The following is a 17,820-nucleotide window of genomic DNA, read 5'->3' on the forward strand; positions in this document are numbered from 1 at the left end:
GGCCTTACCGAGTAGTCCAAATGTCCGATCGCAGCGTTCGCCTTCAAGCTCTCAAGCACGCCCTCAAAGAGCGCATCCTGATTCTCGATGGCGGCATGGGTACGATGATCCAGAGCTACAAGCTCGAGGAGCAGGATTACCGTGGCAAACGCTTCGCCGACTGGCCGAGCGATGTAAAAGGCAACAACGACCTATTGGTGCTGACGCGCCCGGACGTGATTGGCGCTATTGAAAAAGCCTACCTGGATGCCGGCGCCGACATTCTGGAAACCAACACCTTCAACGCCACCCAGGTGTCCCAGGCTGACTACGGCATGCAGGGCCTGGCGTACGAACTCAACGTAGAAGGCGCACGCCTGGCGCGCAAGGTGGCGGACGCCAAGACCCTGGAAACCCCGGACAAGCCGCGTTTCGTCGCCGGCGTGCTTGGTCCTACCAGCCGCACCTGCTCGCTGTCGCCTGACGTGAACAACCCCGGCTACCGCAACGTGACCTTCGATGAACTGGTGGAAAACTACACCGAGGCCACTAAGGGCCTGATCGAAGGCGGCGCCGACCTGATTCTGATCGAAACCATTTTCGACACCCTCAACGCCAAGGCTGCGATCTTCGCTGTGCAGGGTGTTTACGAGGAGTTGGGCGTCGAGTTGCCGATCATGATTTCCGGCACCATCACCGACGCCTCTGGCCGCACCCTCTCCGGCCAGACCACCGAAGCGTTCTGGAACTCCGTGGCCCACGCCAAGCCGATTTCCGTCGGCTTGAACTGCGCCCTGGGTGCCAGTGAACTGCGCCCGTACCTGGAAGAACTGTCGAACAAGGCCAGCACCTACGTGTCGGCGCACCCGAACGCCGGCCTGCCGAACGAATTCGGTGAATACGACGAACTGCCATCGGAAACCGCCAAGGTCATCGAAGAATTCGCCCAAAGCGGCTTCCTGAACATCGTCGGCGGCTGCTGCGGCACCACGCCGGGGCACATCGAAGCCATCGCCAAAGCGGTGGCCGGTTATGCGCCGCGCGAGATTCCGGACATTCCCAAGGCCTGCCGCCTGTCGGGCCTGGAACCGTTCACCATTGATCGCAGCTCGCTGTTCGTCAACGTCGGCGAGCGCACCAACATCACCGGTTCCGCCAAGTTCGCCCGTCTGATCCGTGAAGACAACTACACCGAAGCCCTGGAAGTCGCCCTGCAACAGGTCGAAGCCGGCGCCCAGGTGATCGACATCAACATGGACGAAGGGATGCTCGATTCGAAGAAGGCGATGGTGACCTTCCTCAATCTGATTGCCGGCGAACCGGACATCTCCCGCGTGCCGATCATGATCGACTCCTCGAAATGGGAAGTAATTGAAGCCGGCCTCAAGTGCATCCAGGGCAAGGGCATCGTCAACTCGATCAGCATGAAAGAAGGCGTCGAGCAGTTCATTCATCACGCCAAACTGTGCAAACGCTACGGCGCCGCGGTGGTGGTGATGGCCTTCGACGAAGCCGGCCAGGCCGACACCGAAGCGCGCAAGAAAGAGATCTGCAAACGCTCCTACGATATTCTGGTCAACGAAGTCGGCTTCCCACCGGAAGACATCATCTTCGACCCGAACATCTTCGCCGTGGCCACCGGTATCGAAGAACACAACAACTACGCTGTGGACTTCATCAATGCTTGTGCCTACATCCGCGACGAACTGCCGTACGCCCTGACCTCCGGCGGCGTGTCGAACGTGTCGTTCTCGTTCCGTGGCAACAACCCGGTGCGCGAAGCGATTCACTCGGTGTTCCTGCTGTATGCGATCCGCAACGGCCTGACCATGGGCATCGTCAACGCCGGCCAACTGGAGATCTACGACCAGATCCCGGCCGAGCTGCGCGACGCCGTCGAAGACGTGATCCTCAACCGCACTCCGGAAGGCACCGACGCCCTCCTCGCCATCGCCGACAAGTACAAGGGCGACGGCAGCGTCAAGGAAGCCGAGACCGAAGAGTGGCGCAACTGGGACGTCAACAAGCGTCTGGAGCATGCGCTGGTCAAGGGCATCACCACCCACATCGTCGAAGACACCGAAGAGTCGCGCCTGTCCTTTGCTCGCCCGATCGAAGTGATCGAAGGCCCGCTGATGTCCGGCATGAACATCGTTGGCGACCTGTTCGGCGCCGGCAAAATGTTCCTGCCGCAAGTGGTGAAATCCGCCCGCGTGATGAAGCAGGCCGTGGCGCACTTGATCCCGTTCATCGAACTGGAAAAAGGTGACAAGCCGGAGGCCAAGGGCAAGATCCTCATGGCGACGGTAAAAGGCGACGTGCACGATATCGGCAAGAATATCGTCGGCGTGGTGCTGGGCTGCAACGGCTACGACATCGTCGACCTCGGCGTGATGGTGCCGGCAGAGAAAATCCTGCAGGTCGCCAAAGAACAGAAATGCGACATCATCGGCCTGTCCGGCTTGATCACGCCTTCGCTGGACGAAATGGTTCACGTGGCCCGCGAGATGCAGCGTCAGGACTTCCATCTGCCGTTGATGATCGGTGGCGCAACCACCTCCAAGGCGCACACGGCGGTGAAGATCGAGCCCAAGTACAGCAACGACGCGGTGATCTACGTCACCGACGCCTCCCGCGCCGTGGGCGTGGCAACGCAGTTGCTGTCCAAGGAGCTGAAGGCCGGTTTCGTTGAGAAGACCCGCCTGGAGTACATCGACGTTCGCGAGCGCACCGCCAACCGCAGCGCCCGTACCGAACGTCTGAGCTACCCGGTGGCCATTGCCAAGAAACCGCAGTTCGACTGGAGCACCTATACGCCGGTCAAGCCGACGTTTACGGGTGCCAAGGTGCTGGACAACATTGATTTGAAAGTCCTCGCCGAATACATCGACTGGACACCGTTCTTCATTTCCTGGGACCTGGCCGGAAAATTCCCGCGCATCCTCCAGGACGAAGTGGTCGGTGAAGCCGCCACCGCGCTCTATGCCGATGCCCAGGAAATGCTCGCCAAGTTGATCGACGAGAAGCTGATCAGTGCCCGTGCAGTGTTTGGTTTCTGGCCCGCCAACCAGGTCCGCGACGACGACATCGAACTGTATGGCGATGACGGCAAGCCGCTGGCCAAGTTGCATCACTTGCGCCAGCAGATCATCAAGACCGACGGCAAGCCGAATTTCTCGCTGGCCGACTTTGTGGCGCCGAAGGACAGCGAAATCACCGATTACGTAGGCGGTTTCATTACCACTGCCGGTATCGGCGCCGAGGAAGTGGCCAAGGCCTATCAGGACGCTGGCGACGATTACAACTCGATCATGGTCAAAGCGCTCGCTGACCGCTTGGCCGAAGCCTGCGCCGAATGGCTGCACCAGCAAGTGCGGAAAGATTATTGGGGTTACGCCAAGGATGAAACGCTCGATAACGAGGCGCTGATCAAAGAGCAATACACCGGCATCCGCCCTGCTCCGGGCTACCCGGCGTGCCCGGATCACACCGAGAAAGCCACGCTGTTCAAACTATTGGACCCGGAAGCGGAAGAACTCAAAGCCGGCCGCAGCGGCGTGTTCCTCACGGAGCACTACGCGATGTTCCCGGCAGCCGCAGTCAGCGGTTGGTACTTCGCGCACCCGCAGGCGCAGTATTTCGCCGTGGGCAAGATCGACAAGGACCAAGTGCAGAGTTACACATCACGCAAAGGTCAGGAGTTGAGCGTGACCGAACGTTGGCTGGCGCCGAATCTGGGTTATGACAACTAACCCCAGGCCTGCCTTTGCCTTTGCCTCTGTAGGAGCGAGGCTTGCCCGCGAAGAACGATGACGCGATGTACCTGTGAGATCGCGTCATCTTCTTCGCGGGCAAGCCTCGCTCCTACAGTTTCGGGGGATTGTCTATGCTTAGCTCTCACACATTCGGGACGGGGGATTTATGGACGATCCAGTCGACAACAACAAACCGCCGACCTTCTGGCAAATGCTGCACAGCGTCATGGCGGCGGCGTTCGGGGTGCAGAGCGGGAAGAACCGGGCCCGGGACTTCACCCACGGTAAGCCGAGTCATTTCGTGATATTGGGGATTCTGTTCACGGCAGTGTTCGCATTGACTCTGTTTGCCATCGTCAAACTGGTGTTGCACCTGGCGGGCATTTGAGCCGGCTTAGTGCATCAGGGCTTGCAAGCTGAACGGGTAGCGATACGACGTCGGCCGCCCCTTGGCCGAGAGTTTCTGGAAATCCACGCCGTAATCCTGAGTCGCACTCAGCGCCAGCAACCGCTTGGCTTGCACGTGATCGATCAGCTGCAATAACGAAATCTGCCGGTCGCGCCCGCCGTACTGGCTCACATCCACGCCCTGATCGTAGTCATGCAGTTGCACCAAGGCCCAACCACCCAGCGTAAAATGCCCGCCCAACAACACACTCAACCGCCCTTCCAACAGCGCCTGTAATGCCGTCGGTGAATTGTTGACGGCGCTGAACAGTGCGCCCTTGCCGGGCTGGCCGCCTGTTTCGGCGTAAGCCTGCATGGCGCCAAAAGCCATTTCATCGTTGGCCGACCAGACCAGCGACGTTTGCGGATAACGCTTGAACAACAATCTGGCCTGTTCATAGGCGCGCTCGCGGGTCCAGCCGCCATAAACCAACTGGCGCAACCGCACTTCAGGGTGTTCAGCCAATGCCCGCATCATGCCCTTCTCACGCTGTTGCGCGGCTGGCGTGATCTTCAGGCCGGAAAAGGCTACGAGATCAATGATCTGACCGGGTGCGACCGGGGGATGCAGGCGAATCAGCTCCTTGAGCATCAAGTAGCCGCCCTCCTCATTGTTGGGCACCAGGCTGCCCAACCAATCGGGATACTTGTCCGGCTGGGCGCCGAGCAGATGCATCTGGTCTGCGGTCAGACCGTTGTTGACCAAAAACAGCTTCACACCGCTGCCTTGAGCCAGGCGCAAGATTTCAGGCGCAACGTATAGTTCGTTGACGAACACCAGATAGTCCGGTCGATCCGGGCCTTGAAGGGCTTCGCGCGCCTGCTTGAGTGTGGTTTCAGCGTTTCGCTCGGAATACTGGATGTGCAAATCCATGCCCAGGTCCTTGGCCGCGGCCTGCATGAACTGCGAGTAACTGACCCAGAACGTTTCTTGGGTGGTTCCAGGATTGAGGAACAACACGGACGCCGCTTGGGCACACGGCCCCAGGACCATACCCAGCGCCAGCACTGTACCAAAGAAGAACTTCAACATTGATCGTCCGAGCCCCGAAAATCCGCCGCGCATTATAGCCAGCGAAGTCCCTTGAAACGGCGCTTAATCCGGCTTTTGTCCGACAGGCGTCGGCGCCAGGCCCGGACGGGGTCGTTTATTGATGGCTGACCCAGAACACTGCCGTGCCCACAACCAGAATGATCAGGAACAAAATCGCCCAGGCATCGACCGTGCTATCGCTTTTCCTTGCTTTGGTTGGGTTGCTCATTGCATCGCCTCTTGTCGGTTTTATCGGTGATTGCATAAAGACTCGAGCACAGTTAAGACGATGATTGCCCGCACCACAAATGCGGGTTTTATCTCCTTGAGTTTCATTAGTCGTTTTGGTTCTTTACATATACTCAAACATCACTTTTGCGCATAACTGCAAACTGGTATCTTGCCACCGCTCCGTTGGGAGTGCGCGGCCGTGCGCGCAGAATTGCCGAGGCAGTATCGGAGACTTCAGCAAGCGAAAAACGCAACTGGATCCGACCGGCCCAAGCCTGAGAACAGGACTTATATGTACGTATACGACGAGTACGATCAGCGGATCATCGAGGACCGCGTCAAGCAGTTCCGTGATCAGACCCGACGCTATCTGGCAGGCGAGCTGAGCGAAGAAGAATTCCGCCCCCTGCGCCTGCAAAATGGCCTTTATATCCAGCGCTTCGCGCCGATGCTGCGGGTGGCGGTGCCTTATGGCCAACTGACTTCGCGCCAGACGCGAATGATGGCCAAAGTTGCCCGCGACTATGATAAGGGCTACGCCCACATCAGTACCCGGCAGAACGTGCAGTTCAACTGGCCGGCCCTGGAAGACATCCCAGACATCCTCGCTGAACTGGCGACCGTGCAGATGCATGCGATCCAGACCAGCGGCAATTGCCTGCGCAACGTCACCACCGACCAGTTCGCCGGTGTCGCGGCCGACGAATTGATCGACCCGCGTCCATGGTGCGAAATCGTCCGCCAGTGGACCACGTTCCACCCGGAATTTGCTTATCTGCCACGTAAATTCAAAATCGCCATCAATGGCTCGACGTCCGACCGTGCGGCCATCGAAGTCCATGACATCGGCCTTGAGCCGGTGCACAACGCCGCGGGCGAACTGGGTTTCCGCGTGCTGGTCGGTGGCGGCCTGGGCCGTACACCGGTGGTGGGCGCGTTCATCAACGAATTCCTGCCATGGCAAGACCTGTTGAGCTACCTCGACGCCATCCTGCGGGTCTACAACCGCTATGGTCGTCGCGACAACAAGTACAAGGCGCGGATCAAGATTCTGGTAAAGGCCCTGACGCCTGAAGTGTTCGCGCAAAAAGTCGACGCGGAAATGGAACACCTTCGCGGTGGCCAGACCACGTTGACCGAGGCCGAAGTGCATCGCGTGGCCAAACACTTCGTCGATCCGGACTACAAGGCTCTGGACAACCAGATTGCCGAACTGGCCGAGCTCGACAAACAGCACCCGGGCTTCGCCCGCTGGCGCACCCGCAACACCCTCGCGCACAAAAAGCCGGGTTACGTGGCCGTGACGCTGTCCCTGAAGCCGACCGGCGTTGCGCCGGGCGACATCACCGACAAGCAGCTCGATGCCGTTGCCGACCTCGCCGATCGTTACAGCTTCGGTCAGCTGCGTACCTCTCACGAGCAGAACATTATTCTGGCCGATGTCGAGCAGAGCCAATTGTTCGCCCTGTGGAGCGAGTTGCGCGAGCAAGGTTTCGCCACACCGAACATCGGCTTGCTGACCGACATCATCTGCTGCCCGGGCGGCGACTTCTGCTCCCTGGCCAACGCCAAATCGATCCCGATCGCCGAATCGATCCAGCGCCGGTTCGACGACCTGGACTACCTGTTCGACATTGGCGAACTGGACCTGAATATCTCCGGCTGCATGAACGCCTGTGGTCACCACCACGTCGGCCACATCGGCATTCTCGGGGTGGACAAGAAAGGCGAAGAGTTCTACCAGGTGTCCCTGGGCGGCAGCGCCAGTCGCGATGCGAGCCTGGGCAAGATCCTCGGCCCGTCTTTCGCACAGGAAGCCATGCCTGACGTGATCGAGAAGCTGATCGACGTGTACATCGAACAACGTACCGAAGACGAGCGCTTCATCGACACCTATCAGCGTATCGGCATCGACCTCTTCAAGGAGCGCGTCTATGCAGCGAATAATTAAGAACAATGAAGTCGTCGACGAAACCTGGCACTTGCTGCCCAAGGACTTCAACATCGACGAGATCAGCAACTGCGACGACCTTATCGTCCCGCTGCAACTGTGGCGCGAGCACAGCCGTATGCTCAAGGCCCGCGATGGCGGCCTGGGTGTATGGCTGGACGCCGATGAAGAAGCCGAAGAAATTGGAGATGACGTCGATCAGTTCCAGGTCATCGCCTTGAACTTCCCGGCGTTCACCGATGGGCGCAACTACTCCAATGCTCGCTTGCTGCGTGACCGTTATGGTTTCAAAGGCGAACTGCGGGCGATCGGTGATGTGCTGCGCGACCAGCTGTTCTACTTGCGTCGCTGCGGTTTCGACGCCTTTGCATTGCGCGCCGATAAAGACCCGTACGAAGCCCTGGAAAGTCTCCAGGATTTCTCGGTGACGTATCAGGCCGCGACTGACGAACCACTGCCGCTGTTCCGTCGCCGCTAAGTACATCGCGTAAAAAAAGCCCTGAATCGGAAACCGGTTCAGGGCTTTTTTGTGTCCGGCGTCTCCTTACCAGAAACGCTGCTGAGTCAAGCGGCTCCACCAGCTCAGCAATACGCGATCGATCGAACCGCTGGCCGCGATACCGATGCGCTCCTGCAGGCTTTTGCGTTCGGCGTAATGCAAGTGATAGAGCTCGGACTGCTTGGCCCGTTCGGCAAGGTATTCATCGCTGGTCTTGAGTTCATCCACCAGTTGCTTGTCGAGCGCCGCAACGCCCAGCCAGATTTCCCCGGTGGCCACTTCGTCGATGGCCAGTTGCGGGCGATAGCGGGAAACGAAGTTCTTGAACAATTGATGGGTGATGTCCAGGTCTTCCTGGAATTTCTCCCGGCCCTTCTCGGTGTTTTCGCCAAACACCGTCAGAGTGCGCTTGTACTCGCCAGCCGTCAGTACTTCGAAGTCGATGTCGTGTTTTTTCAGCAGGCGATTGACGTTGGGCAACTGCGCCACCACGCCGATCGAGCCGAGGATCGCGAACGGCGCACTGATAATTTTCTCGCCGATGCACGCCATCATGTAGCCGCCACTGGCCGCGACCTTGTCGATGCAGACGGTCAACGGTACGCCGGCTTCACGAATCCGCGCCAGTTGCGAGGACGCCAAGCCATAGCTGTGGACCATACCGCCGCCGCTTTCGAGGCGCAGCACCACTTCATCCTTCGGCGTGGCGAGGGTCAGCAGCGCGGTGATTTCGTGGCGCAGGCTCTCAGTGGCCGACGCCCTGATGTCACCGTCGAAATCCAGCACGAACACCCGCGGTTTGGCCTCGGGTGTCCTCTTTTGTTTTTTCTCGGTTTTAGCCTGGGACTTGCGCAAGGCCTTGAGCTGATCCTTGTCGAGCAAGGTTTGCTCCAGGCGTTCACGCAGCCCTTTGTAGAAATCATTGAGCTTGCTGACTTGCAGCTGCCCGGCCGACTTGCGCCGACCTTTGCTGCGCAACGCCGCAAAACTGGCCAGGACCACCAGAATGGCGATCACCAGAGTCACGGTCTTGGCCAGAAAAATGGCGTACTCGAACAAAAGCTCCACAGGGACTCCTTCAATCAATGCACGGGTTAAACACGCGCGGGATACCTCCAGCATACCCATCCGCCGGCTCGACGACCAGCCGTGAAACCTCTGGCAACAGGCCTGTAACGGGCATTTCAAACAAGCGTATGTTTTTTCATTGACAGCTCACCGCCATCCTCATAACCTCGCCAAACCTTCAACGTACCGGGATGACGCGGACGTGGGCAGCATCTACTTGATTCGACATGGCCAGGCCTCCTTTGGTGCAGACGACTACGACGTCCTGTCGCCGACCGGTATCCGTCAGGCAGAACTCCTCGGCCAGCACCTGGCCGAACTCGGTGTCAGCTTCGATCGCTGCCTGTCGGGCGACCTGCGCCGCCAGCAACACACCGCCAACAGCGCGCTGGAACAATTCGCCGCCGTCGGGGTGCCGGTGCCGGTGCTGGAAATCGATTCCGCCTTCAACGAATTCGATGCCGACGCGGTGATCCGTGCCCTGCTGCCGGCCATGTTGGATGACGAACCCCAAGCGCTGGATATCCTGCGCAACGCCGCACAAAACCGTGCCGAGTTCCAACGCATCTTTGCCTTGATCATCGAGCGCTGGCTTGCCGGCACCTACGACACACCGGGCCTGGAGAGCTGGCTGGGTTTCGTCGAGCGGGTGCAGGCCGGTCTGCACCGATTGCTCGAACACGCCGACAATACCCAGAAAATCGCCGTGTTCACCTCCGGCGGCACCATCACTGCCCTGCTCCACCTCATTACGCAAATGCCCGCAAAGCAGGCCTTTGAACTGAATTGGCAAATCGTCAACACCTCGCTCAACCTGCTTAAGTTTCGCGGTCGCGAGGTGGCCCTGGCTTCCTTCAACAGTCATGCACACCTGCAACTGCTGAAGGCCCCGGAACTCATCACGTTTCGCTGAGTCCGGACTATTGTGACCCTGGCTGTAATCACCCAGCTCTTATTACCCAAGAAAGGATCGAACCATGACCTCCGTAGCTGATGCCGTACAAGCAATGAAAGCCAAGTTCAACCCAGCCGCTGCTGCCGGTCTGGACCTGGTATTCGGTTTCCGCATCGACGACACCAAGAACTTCTCGCTGATCGTCAAAGACGGCACCTGCGAACTGCAAGAAGGCGAGAACCCGGACGCCCAGGTCACTCTGGTAATGGACGGCGAAACGCTGGAAGGCATCGTCGACGGTTCGACCGACGGCATGCAAGCGTTCATGGGCGGCAAACTGCGCGCTGAAGGCGACATGATGCTGGCCATGAAACTGTCCGAGCTGTTCCCGGCCTAAGCGCGCCGCTCCCGTCTTTCGGGAGCACGTCTGACTGCAAACGAATCCCGCCCCTTGTGGCGGGATTCGTTTTTTTTCGCCCTCGGAAAACGGCTATCTGCGAATTTGCCGACTATATTCCTTCTGGCCGCATGCGTCAGACATCGGCTGATTGCCCTCGCTTCTTTTTTGAAGACTTTGTGGAGAGCACTGCCATGAGTCCACCTGACGAGCACAACGACTTCAGTCGTCGCCGTGTATTGCAAGGTCTTTCGGCAGGCGCCGTCGGTGCCTGGGTCAGCCCACTATTCGCAGGGAGTAAAACCATGCCCGATGCCCCGGCCGATCTGATTCTGTACAACGGACGCCTGCACACCGTCGACCGCAAGAAACCCCAGGCCAGTGCCGTCGCGATCAAGGACGGGCGCTTTGTGGTGGTTGGCAGCGATGCCCAGGCCATGGCGCTGCAAGGTCCTGGCAGCCAGATCATCGACCTGCATGGCCGCACGGTGATTCCCGGTCTCAACGACTCTCATCTGCACTTGATCCGTGGCGGCCTGAATTACAATCTCGAACTGCGCTGGGAAGGCGTGCCGTCCCTCGCCGATGCCTTGCGCATGCTCAAGGATCAGGCCGATCGCACGCCGACGCCGCAATGGGTGCGGGTGGTCGGTGGCTGGAACGAATTCCAGTTTGCCGAGAAGCGCCTGCCGACGATTGAAGAACTGAACAAGGCCGCGCCGGACACCCCGGTGTTCGTCCTGCATCTCTATGATCGCGCCCTGCTCAATCGCGCGGCGTTGAAAGTGGTCGGTTATACCCGCGACACGCCAAACCCGCCGGGCGGCGAAATCCAGCGCGATGCCAATGGCGACCCCACGGGCATGCTGATCGCCCGACCCAATGCGATGATCCTCTACTCGACCCTGGCCAAGGGACCGAAGCTGCCGTTGGAATACCAAGTCAACTCGACCCGCCAGTTCATGCGCGAACTCAATCGGCTGGGCGTCACCAGCGCCATCGATGCCGGCGGCGGTTATCAGAATTATCCGGACGATTATCAAGTCATCCAGCAACTGGCCAAAGACCAACAGCTCACGGTGCGCATTGCCTACAACCTGTTCACCCAAAAACCCAAGGAAGAGTTGGCCGATTTCAAAAACTGGACCAGCAACTCCCATTACGGTCAGGGCGATGACTTCCTGCGGCACAACGGCGCCGGGGAAATGCTGGTGTTCTCGGCAGCGGATTTCGAAGACTTCCTCGAACCCCGCCCCGACCTGCCGCAAACCATGGAGCAGGAGCTGGAGCCCGTGGTCCGGCATCTGGTGGAACAGCGCTGGCCCTTCCGCCTGCACGCCACCTACAACGAATCCATCAGCCGCATGCTCGACGTGTTCGAGAAGGTCAACCGGGATATGCCGTTCGACGGCTTGCCGTGGTTCTTCGATCACGCCGAAACCATCAGCCCACGCAACATTGAACGGGTCAAAGCCCTCGGTGGCGGCATCGCCATCCAGGATCGCATGGCGTTTCAAGGCGAATATTTCGTCGACCGTTACGGCGCGAAAGCAGCCGAGGCGACACCCCCGATCGCGCGCATGCTCGCCGAGGGTGTGCCGGTCGGCGCCGGCACCGATGCCACGCGCGTGTCCAGCTACAACCCCTGGACCTCGATGTACTGGCTGGTCAGCGGCCGCACCGTCGGCGGACTGGCGCTGTACCCGCAAGGTTTGAGCCGCGATACGGCGCTGGAACTGTTTACCCACGGCAGCGCCTGGTTTTCCTCCGAACAAGGCAAGAAAGGCCAGATCAAGGTCGGGCAACTGGCAGACCTGATTGCACTGTCCGCGGACTACTTTCACATCGAAGACGAAGCGATCAAATGGATCGAATCGGTGCTGACCATTGTCGACGGCAAGATCGTCCACGGCAGCGTCGAGTTCGAAAAACTGGGGCCACCGCCCATCCCGGTGGTACCTGAGTGGTCGCCGGTGGTGAATGTACCGGGGCACTGGAAACCCCTGGCGCCGCTGACCGCGCAAGTGCACCAGTGCGTGGGAGCTTGCGCGGTGCATGCCCACAGCCATGAGCGGGCGCGGTTGTCGTCAGCGCCGGTCAGTGACTTTCAAGGGTTCTGGGGGGCGTTTGGCTGTTCGTGTTTTGCGTTTTGATTGGAGTTTTTGGGCGCCGAGGAAGGCGCCTCTCTGAGTCAAACGAGTAAACCGCTTTTCGTAGGAGCCAGGCTTGCCGGCGAAGGCGCTCTCAAGGACGCCTTCGCCGGCAAGCCTGGCTCCTACATGTCTGACTTTGCCCTTAACTGAAACACCCTCTGACACAAGCTTGATCTCGATCAGTTGTTCCCCTCCGCACAATCACTACTATCGCGCTTCCATCGAAGGCCACGGACGGCTCATTGGGAGCCTGCGGCCCAAAATTCTCAAGGAAGAGCCAATCATGCGGTCATTGAAAATCATTCTGCTGGCGTCAGCATTCAACGGCCTGACCCAACGGGCCTGGCTGGATTTGCGTCAAGCCGGTCACTCGCCCAGCGTGGTGCTGTTCACCGAGGCAGACGCGGTGTGTGAGCAAATCGAACACTCCGGTGCCGATCTGGTGATCTGCCCATTCCTCAAGGACCGGGTACCGCAACAGTTGTGGAGCAACCGCCAGCGTCCCGTGGTAATCATTCATCCGGGCATTGTCGGCGCCCGTGGCGCCAATGCGCTGGACTGGGCCATTACCCGTGAACTCAGCCGCTGGGGCGTGACCGCGTTGCAAGCAGTCGAGGAAATGGACGCCGGGCCGGTCTGGGCCACCTGTGAATTCAACCTCCCCCAGGACCTGCGCAAATCCGATTTGTACAACGGGCGCGTCAGCGATGCGGCGATCTCCTGCATCCGCGAAGTCGTGGAAAAATTCATCGCCGGGTTCGTACCTGTGCCCTTGGATTACAGCCAACGCCATGTGATTGGCCGCTTGCAACCGAACATGAAACAAGCCGACCGGTCGTTCAGCTGGCACGATAGCTCGCGCTTCATCAAACGCTGCATCGACGCTGCCGACGGCCAGCCCGGCGTATTGGCGAGCCTGGCTGGCGGTCAGTATTACCTGTACGACGCTCACCTGGATTCGCGCAGCGGCACGCCGGGGGAGATTCTCGCGGTGCATGATGATGCGGTGCTGGTGTCGACCGGCGATACCAGCCTGTGGATCGGCTCGCTGCGACACAAACCCCAGTCCGGTGAAGAAACCTTCAAACGCCCGGCCCGGCATGTGCTCGCTGAACAGCTGGCGCAAGTGCCGACCCTCGATTGGTCGATCGCCTCCCAGCCCTTCAACAATGAGTCCTATCAACCGATCCGCTATCGCGAATCAGGCCACGTCGGCGAGCTGATCTTCGAATTTTACAACGGCGCGATGAGCACCGAACAATGCCAGCGATTGGTGGAGGCCCTGCGCTGGGCCAAGTCCCGGGATACACAAGTGCTGCTGATCAAGGGTGGGCGCGGCAGTTTCTCCAACGGCGTGCACCTCAACGTGATCCAGGCCGCAGCGGTTCCGGGGCTGGAAGCCTGGGCCAATATTCAGGCCATCGATGACGTCTGCCAGGAACTGCTCAGCGCTCGGCAACTGGTGATCAGCGGCTTGACCGGCAATGCCGGAGCCGGTGGTGTGATGCTAGCGCTGGCGGCCGACATCGTCTTCGCCCGGTCCGACATTGTGCTCAATCCTCATTACAAAACCATGGGCCTGTACGGCTCCGAGTACTGGACCTACAGCCTGCCCCGCGCTGTCGGCCAGGCAATGGCGGAAAAACTCACGGAAGATTGCCTGCCGATCAATGCCACCCAGGCGTTGCAACTAGGCATGGTCCAGGAAATCGGCCCACGCTGTCCCGACGAGTTTGGCCTGTGGTTGTTGCAGCGGGCCAACGGTGCGTTGAGTGATCCGGCGTATCAGGCGATACGTGAGCGTAAAAGCCAGCTCGATACTCAACTGATGCAGCATTGTCGCAATGCCGAGCTGGAAGAGATGCAGCTGGACATGGTGCAGAACCGCAAACAGTTTGCCGAGAAATGCCGAAATTTTGTGTTCAAGCGCAAGGCGTGTGGCACGCCTCAGCGGTTAGTGGTGGAATGGGCGGTGGTGAAGGAGGTTGCATTGGCCGAATGATCGGTAGCGCCTGCAAAAGATCGCAGCCTGCGGCAGCTCCTACATTGGAATCGCGCATGCCGTGGAATATCGGGCGAACACAAATCCTGTAGGAGCTGCCGAAGGCTGCGATCTTTTGATCTTTGCTTTACCCCGCCAACTCGGCTATCCGCCGGCCATGGCTGCTCTTACAATGCCCGCACCTCCCACATCGGCCAGCCCATGGACATCGATCTCGCCCGCACTTTTCTGGAAATCGTCCGCCACGGCAGCCTGGCCGCGGCGGCTGAAAAGCTGCACGTCACCCAGACCGCGATTACCGCACGCGTGCAGAAGCTCGAAAGTCAGCTCGGCAGCACGCTGTTCGTGCGCAACCGTGCCGGTGCGCGTCTGACGCCGAACGGCGAGGCCTTCGTGGTGTACGCCAATCAACTGGTGCAGACCTGGGAAGCAGCGCGCCGGGACTTGCCGCTGCCCGAGGGCTATCGCGATGTGCTGCACATCGGTGGCGAGGTCAGTCTGTGCAACCCGTTGATGCTCAGCTGGGCCGGCGAACTGCGCGAGAAAATTCCCAGCCACGCCTTGCGCATGGAAATCCGCGATGGCGAAAACCTGCTCCGCCAACTGGAGCTGGGGGTGCTGGATGCGGCGCTGGTCTATCAGCCCGAGTACTGGCCGCGCCTGCAAGTGGAGCAGGTGCTGGAAGAAAAGCTCATCCTGGTGCGCCTGGCCGGACAGCCCGATCCTTACGTGTATATCGACTGGGGCCCGGACTTTCGTCGTCAGCACGATGCCGCGTTGCCGGAAAAGGCCAAGGCCGCCTTGAGCTTCAACCTCGGACCACTCGCCTTGCAGTACATTCTGGAAAACGGCGGCAGCGGCTATTTTCGCACCCGCGTGGTCCAGAGCTATCTGGAAAGCGGCGTGCTGGAGCCAGTGCCCAAAGCCCCGGAGTTCAGCTACCCGACCTACCTGGTTTACTCCCGGGACCGCGACTCGGCGACCCTGCAACGAGCCTTCGACTTGCTGCGCGAAGTGATCAAGACGGACGACGACTGGTCCCAGCGCTGGAACCCCTTGACCTGACGCCAGGCGTCTTGCACCGGAGCATGGCGCATGTGGCCTCAAGGTTGGGCCAGCCTCTGCGGCGGGATCGACTAATCTGCTGGTTATAACAATAACCATAGGTGAACGCAGTGAGGCAGACCACCGAAGCATTCCGCGCGCGCTACCGTGCCGATATTCATCCGCTCTACAACCCTTGGCTGCATGGCGCCTTTGTGTTGCTGTTCGGTTTGCTGGCCATCGGCGCGTTCTGGAGCACCGTGCATCAGGTACACCCGCTGGAATGGCTGGCGGTGCCGCTGACCCTGTTGTTCTTCAACTTCGGTGTCTACGTCGTGCATCGGCATCTGGGGCACCACAAAAAGCGCTTGGCGCGAATGTTCTACGCCCGTCACGCCGGTGACCATCACAGCTTTTTCACCCCCGGCCATATGACCTACGACAGTGCCCGCGACTGGCGGGTGATTCTGTTTCCGGCCTGGCTGATTGTGTTGCATACCTTCGTCATCACCGCGCCCGCGTGGTGGCTGCTGGCTCAGCTCAACGGCAACGTCGCGGGGCTGTTCGGCGGCTGCATGGTCCTCGGTTACCTGACCTATGAAGTGTTCCACGCTTGCGAACATCTACCACCCGGCAACCCGCTGACGCGTCTGCCCTGGATTCGCCAGATGCGCCGTCTGCACGCACTGCACCATCGCCGCGAGCTGATGCAGGAGCGCAATTTCAATATCGTGTTTCCACTGATGGACTACCTGTTCGGCACCCTGTACTGGGAACCGGAGCAAGTACCTCCGCACCTGATGAGAGCGCCTATGACCCGCCTGCAGCACGTAGTCGACATCGCTGGAAATCCGATCGCCGTGCTCGCCTACGCCAGCACCGCGACCCGTTGGCCGGAGTGGCATCCGTCCTCCCTCAAGGTCGATGGCCAGAGCGGCCCGTTATATGCGGGGGCGCGGTTCGAGGAAGACATTCGGGCCGGTGGGCGTGAGGGTCATTTGAGTTGGGAGGTCGACGAATACTTGCCCGGTCGCCGCTGGTGCGCTCGGGCCCAAGGCGATCATGGGCTGTCATTGGTGGTGACTTACGAGTGTGAGGCAGAGGGCGATGGCACGCGGTTTGTCCGCACCCTGGAGTATTGCTTCAGCGGTGTGCTGATGCGCATCGCCAATCGATTGTTACTCAAGCGGCGCATCGAGCGTGAATCGGCGCAATCGATGCTGGCGTTACGCGAGATGGCGCAAAAACATCTGGCACTGACAGGAGTCACCGTGTGAAAAGAGCCCTCAAGGTTCGGCATTTATTGTTGCTGTTGATCATTGTGATTGGCGGCTTCCTGTTGTTATTACCCACCAAAGTCCAGCCGATCGCCTGGACGCCGTCACCGGCGCCCTCCCTCATCGATGGCATCTACACAGACAATCAGCGCCTCAAAGGCGTGGAACGTGTCGGCGCCGCTGACATCGACGGTCCGGAGGCGTTGCTGCTGGAGGAAGACGTCCTCATCACCGGCTTGCATGACGGCCGGTTGATTAGCACCAGCCTCGACGGCAAAACCACCAAGGTGCTGGCCGATACCGGTGGCAGGCCATTGGGCCTGGCCCGTCATCCCAATGGTTTGCTGGTGATCGCCGATGGGGTCAAGGGGTTGCTGTCGCTCGATGCTCAAGGCCGTGTAATTGCATTGAGCACCACGGCCAATAACGTGCCCTTCGGCTTTACCGATGACGTGGTCATCGACAAGTCCGGGCATTACGCCTATTTCAGCGATGCTTCCAGCCGTTGGGGTTACGGCAACGATGGCGAGGCGATCATCGAGCACGGCGGCGACGGTCGATTGCTGCGTTATGACTTCCAGACCGGCACGACGACGGTCTTGCTGGATAAGCTGGAGTTCGCCAACGGTGTGACCCTGGGGCCTGACGATGCGTTTGTGCTGGTCAACGAAACCGGCGCCTATCGCATCAGCCGCTATTGGCTGACCGGGCCGAAAGCCGGGACCCACGATCTGTTCATCGACAATTTGCCGGGGCTGCCGGACAACCTGGCCTTCAATGGCCGCGACCGTTTCTGGGTGGCTCTGTATGCACCGCGCAATGCACTGCTCGACGCCACGGCGCCCTACCCTCTGGTACGCAAGATGATCGTGCGCGCGATGACGGTTCTGCCCAAACCAGTGGAGGAACGCGCCTTCGCCCTCGGCCTGGACCTCGACGGTAAAGTGATTGCCAATCTGCAGGACGCCAGTAGCGGCAACTACTCACCCATCACCACCGTGCGTGAATACGGGGACTGGTTGTATCTGGGCTCGCTGAAAGCGCGGCACATGGCGCGGTTGCCGTTGAGTACGGCATTGAAATAGGGCG

General features: G+C 59.8%; 13 protein-coding genes. 11 read left to right on the forward strand and 2 right to left on the reverse strand.

The window, feature by feature from the left end; genetic code table 11:
- Positions 1–20: 20 nt before the first annotated feature.
- On the forward strand, positions 21–3,731 hold the full coding sequence (gene metH / locus NHU87_RS10215; RefSeq protein ID WP_253547976.1) for a methionine synthase: 3,711 nt from the start codon (positions 21–23) through the stop codon (positions 3,729–3,731).
- 169 nt (positions 3,732–3,900) lie between these two features.
- The gene (locus tag NHU87_RS10220; protein WP_253547978.1) at positions 3,901–4,122 is read left to right on the forward strand and encodes a DUF2970 domain-containing protein; all 222 of its coding nucleotides are present in this window, start codon (positions 3,901–3,903) and stop codon (positions 4,120–4,122) included.
- A gap of 6 nt (positions 4,123–4,128) precedes the next feature.
- Here NHU87_RS10220 and NHU87_RS10225 read toward each other — a convergent pair whose 3' ends face one another.
- Positions 4,129–5,214, reverse strand: coding sequence for an ABC transporter substrate-binding protein (locus NHU87_RS10225; protein WP_253547980.1), 1,086 nt, complete (start codon positions 5,212–5,214; stop codon positions 4,129–4,131).
- 523 nt (positions 5,215–5,737) lie between these two features.
- Between NHU87_RS10225 and NHU87_RS10230 the strand changes: the two genes are divergently transcribed.
- Together NHU87_RS10230 and NHU87_RS10235 are read left to right on the forward strand one after the other, a co-directional pair.
- Entirely contained in the window at positions 5,738–7,396 is a 1,659-nt protein-coding gene (locus NHU87_RS10230) for a nitrite/sulfite reductase (protein ID WP_253547982.1), read from the forward strand.
- Positions 7,380–7,874, forward strand: a complete 495-nt coding sequence (locus tag NHU87_RS10235) for a DUF934 domain-containing protein (RefSeq protein WP_253547984.1) — start codon at positions 7,380–7,382, stop codon at positions 7,872–7,874. The genes NHU87_RS10230 and NHU87_RS10235 overlap by 17 nt, the downstream gene beginning before the upstream one ends.
- 66 nt (positions 7,875–7,940) lie before the next feature.
- Here NHU87_RS10235 and sohB read toward each other — a convergent pair whose 3' ends face one another.
- On the reverse strand, positions 7,941–8,963 hold the full coding sequence (gene sohB, locus NHU87_RS10240; protein WP_253547986.1) for a protease SohB: 1,023 nt from the start codon (positions 8,961–8,963) through the stop codon (positions 7,941–7,943).
- 202 nt (positions 8,964–9,165) lie between these two features.
- Between sohB and NHU87_RS10245 the strand changes: the two genes are divergently transcribed.
- The 7 genes from NHU87_RS10245 (at position 9,166) to NHU87_RS10275 (ending at position 17,816) form a co-directional block, all read left to right on the forward strand.
- Positions 9,166–9,876, forward strand: coding sequence for a histidine phosphatase family protein (locus NHU87_RS10245; protein ID WP_253547988.1), 711 nt, complete (start codon positions 9,166–9,168; stop codon positions 9,874–9,876).
- A gap of 64 nt (positions 9,877–9,940) precedes the next feature.
- Positions 9,941–10,255 (forward strand): SCP2 sterol-binding domain-containing protein, encoded by a 315-nt coding sequence (locus NHU87_RS10250; protein WP_123356684.1) that lies wholly within the window; start codon positions 9,941–9,943, stop codon positions 10,253–10,255.
- Between the two features lie 305 nt (positions 10,256–10,560).
- Entirely contained in the window at positions 10,561–12,408 is a 1,848-nt protein-coding gene (locus NHU87_RS10255) for an amidohydrolase (protein ID WP_253548074.1), read from the forward strand.
- Between the two features lie 283 nt (positions 12,409–12,691).
- Positions 12,692–14,410 (forward strand): hydrogenase maturation protein, encoded by a 1,719-nt coding sequence (locus NHU87_RS10260; RefSeq protein ID WP_253547990.1) that lies wholly within the window; start codon positions 12,692–12,694, stop codon positions 14,408–14,410.
- A gap of 201 nt (positions 14,411–14,611) precedes the next feature.
- Positions 14,612–15,475: a LysR family transcriptional regulator gene (locus NHU87_RS10265; protein WP_007898206.1), complete on the forward strand. Its 864-nt coding sequence runs from the start codon at positions 14,612–14,614 to the stop codon at positions 15,473–15,475.
- 110 nt (positions 15,476–15,585) lie between these two features.
- Positions 15,586–16,731, forward strand: a complete 1,146-nt coding sequence (locus tag NHU87_RS10270; protein ID WP_253547992.1) for a sterol desaturase/SRPBCC family protein — start codon at positions 15,586–15,588, stop codon at positions 16,729–16,731.
- Entirely contained in the window at positions 16,728–17,816 is a 1,089-nt protein-coding gene (locus NHU87_RS10275) for an SMP-30/gluconolactonase/LRE family protein (protein WP_253547994.1), read from the forward strand. Before NHU87_RS10270 ends, NHU87_RS10275 begins: the two co-directional genes overlap by 4 nt.
- Positions 17,817–17,820: the final 4 nt, after the last annotated feature.

Source organism: Pseudomonas mandelii (assembly GCF_024138395.1).
Taxonomy (GTDB): Bacteria; Pseudomonadota; Gammaproteobacteria; order Pseudomonadales; family Pseudomonadaceae; genus Aquipseudomonas; species Aquipseudomonas mandelii_E.